Consider the following 2,905-nt stretch of genomic DNA (forward strand, 5'->3'; position numbering starts at 1 on the left):
CCGTACAGTTCATCGTTCGCCATGCGCCATTCCGCCCCGATTCCCGCCCCACCCGCGCCGTCGCGCACGCGCGTGGAAACCGTCATGGATACGTTGCGCGCGCGGATCGCGAGCCGCGCGCTGATGCCCGGCGCGCGCGTGCCGTCGATCCGGATGATGGCCGACGCGCTCGGCGTGTCGAAATCGACGGTCGTCGACGCGTACGAGCGGCTCGCGAGCGAAGGCGTGCTCGTCGCCCGGCGCGGTTCGGGCTTCTACGTGTCGGGCCACGCACCGCCGCTCGCGCTCGCCGAATTGGGCCCGCGCCTCGATCGCGAGCTCGATCCGCTGTGGCTGTCGCGCCAGTCGCTCGAAGCGGCGCCGACGTCGGTGAAGCCCGGCTGCGGATGGTTGCCGTCGTCGTGGCTGCCCGACGAAAGCCTGCGTCGCGCGCTGCGCGCCGTGTCGCGCGACGAAGCCGATGCGCTGACCGATTACGCGACGCCGCTCGGCCTGCCCGCGCTGCGCCAGCAGCTCGCGTGGCGACTCGCGCAGCACGGTGTCCACGCGGAACCCGCACAGATCATGCTGACCGACGGCGGCACGCACGCGCTCGACCTCGTGTGCCGCCTGCTGCTGGAGCCCGGCGATACCGTCGTGCTCGACGACCCTTGCTACTTCAACTTCCAGGCGCTGCTGCGCGCGCACCGTGCACGGATCGTCAGCGTACCGTTCACGCCGAACGGTCCCGATCTCGTGCGCTTCGAGCAAGTACTCGCCGAGCACCGGCCGCGCCTGTACATCACCAACGCCGCGCTGCACAACCCGACCGGCGCGACGCTCGCGCCGCCCGTCGCGCACCGGCTGCTGACGCTCGCGGCCGAGCATGGGCTGCTGATCGTCGAGGACGACATCTTCGCGGATTTCGAGAGCACGCCTGCGCCGCGCCTCGCGGCGTTCGACGGGCTGTCGCGCGTCGTGTCGATCGGCAGCTTCTCGAAGACGCTGTCGGCCGCGATCCGCTGCGGCTATATCGCCGCGCGCCCGGAATGGATCGACGCGCTCGTCGACCTGAAGCTCGCGACGTCGTTCGGCAATGCGCAGATCGGCGCGAACGTCGTGCATCGGCTGCTGATCGACGGCACGTACCGGCGCCATCTCGACAGCCTGCGCGCGCGTCTCGCCGATGCGATGGGCGAAACGATCCGGCGTCTCGCGCGGGCGGGGCTCGCGATCTGGACGGAGCCGCGCGGCGGGTTGTTCGTGTGGGCGGAGTTGCCGAACGGGCTCGACGCCGCACGCGTCGCACGCCATGCGCTGGACCACGACGTCGTGCTCGCCCCCGGCAATGTGTTCAGCGCGTCGCGCAGCGCGACGTCGTACCTGCGCTTCAACGTGTCGCGCTGCAAGGGGCCGGCGGTGTTCGATGCGCTGGCGCGGGCGATGGAGGCGACGCGGGTGGGGGAGCGCGGCGGTGCGCCGGCAGATGCCGGCAGCCCGCTGCTGACCGGCAAGTGAAGCGAGCCGGCTGCACAGCGGCGGGATGCCCCGCCGCCTGCGTCACACCTCCCCCGCATGCGCCCTCGCCCTGACCTCGGCGAACGACGTATCGACGAGCAGGCGCCCCGTGTCGAACACCGTCTCGAGCGCCTCGCCCCATTCGCCTTCCAGCGCACGATCGTCCCACGCAACCGGCAGCGTCACCGTCCGATACTCGCCGGTGCGCCAATTGCGCAGCAGCGTCAACCGCCCCTGCTTCGAACGCTTGCCCTGATCGGTGACCGGATTCTTGCGGACGTCGTGCCACAAGTCGCCGCGCCGGATCGCCGAACACTTCATCGCGAAGCGCTGCGTATCGCGGTTCACCCGCTGCAACAACGCACCACCCATGCCGAACACCACGTTGCCGGCCGCATAGCCCGCCTCGTCGAGCGCGACGAGGATCGCTTCGATCGACTGCTCGTCGACCCCGTCCCCCTGGATCACGCGCACACGATTCAATACGCGCCGCCCCTTGCCGTTCACCGTCGAACCGAACGACGCATCGAGCGCCCGCACGGTCTGCAGCACGATCGTCACCGGGTCGCCGGAATCGGGGCGCACGACGAGCGTCGCGCCCGAATCGATCACCGCCTGCCGGAGTTCGCCGCCCCACAGATCGAGCGCGGCGAACAGATCGTAGGAGTCCGACACGACCGATACGATCGCGCCCGGCAACCCGAAGCGTTTGATCATGTTGCGGTATGCATCGGCCTCGCCTTCGCGCCCCCACGACGTGATCGTGCTGTGCTCGGCCGCCGGCACCGAGTACGCGGCCATCGGCTCGCGATAGAAGCGGTTCGCGGCCAGCACGCCGAGCACCGTGTCCGAGCCCATGAAGCTCACGAGGTGCGCGGCGCCGCCGATCGCGGCCGATTCCGCGCTCGACACGCCGCGTGCGCCGAAGTCGTGCAGCTTGAACGGCAATTGCGCGAGATCGTCGTCGGTCCGTTCGAGGAAACGGCGAATCGTTTGACGAAGATGCCAGCTCCGGGTCGCTACCGTCACCGGATACCAAATGCGCAACAGCATCGTCTCGAGATACGACGCGAGCCAGAACACCTGCGGATCGTCGCATTCGACCGTCACCAGTACGTTGTGCACTGGCACGATCGAGCCTTCCGGCACCGCTCGGATCTTCACCGGCAGGTAGCCATCGTAGTGCTCGACGATATGACGCCATCCTGCTTCGTTGAACGGCTCGCCGTGCACGGTGAAGAAATCGCGCGCGTCGTCGATCATCGCGTGCGTCACGGGCTTGCACAGATACTCCTTCAGCAGCATCTGCAGGCCGAAGAACAGCGTGCGGTCGTAGCGGCCGCCGCGCGATTCGACGTACGAGAACATCGCCGATGCGTCCGGCGGATACTGCAGGAAGTGGGAAGCC

The 2,905-nt window shown here is 68.8% G+C and carries 2 protein-coding genes; one reads left to right on the top strand and one right to left on the bottom strand.

Translation table 11 applies throughout. The features are described 5' to 3' along the window. Positions 1-21 precede the first annotated feature (21 nt). Positions 22-1,497: a PLP-dependent aminotransferase family protein gene (locus JMF90_RS31655; RefSeq protein WP_041492174.1), complete on the top strand. Its 1,476-nt coding sequence runs from the start codon at positions 22-24 to the stop codon at positions 1,495-1,497. A 42-nt stretch (positions 1,498-1,539) separates the two neighbouring features. Here JMF90_RS31655 and JMF90_RS31660 read toward each other — a convergent pair. Next, the coding region (locus JMF90_RS31660) for a nicotinate phosphoribosyltransferase (protein WP_201325908.1) at positions 1,540-2,905 on the bottom strand (1,366 nt) is incomplete at its 5' end.

The sequence above is a fragment of the Burkholderia sp. E168m23 genome (assembly GCF_016586125.1).
GTDB classification, from domain to species: Bacteria; Pseudomonadota; Gammaproteobacteria; order Burkholderiales; family Burkholderiaceae; genus Burkholderia; species Burkholderia orbicola.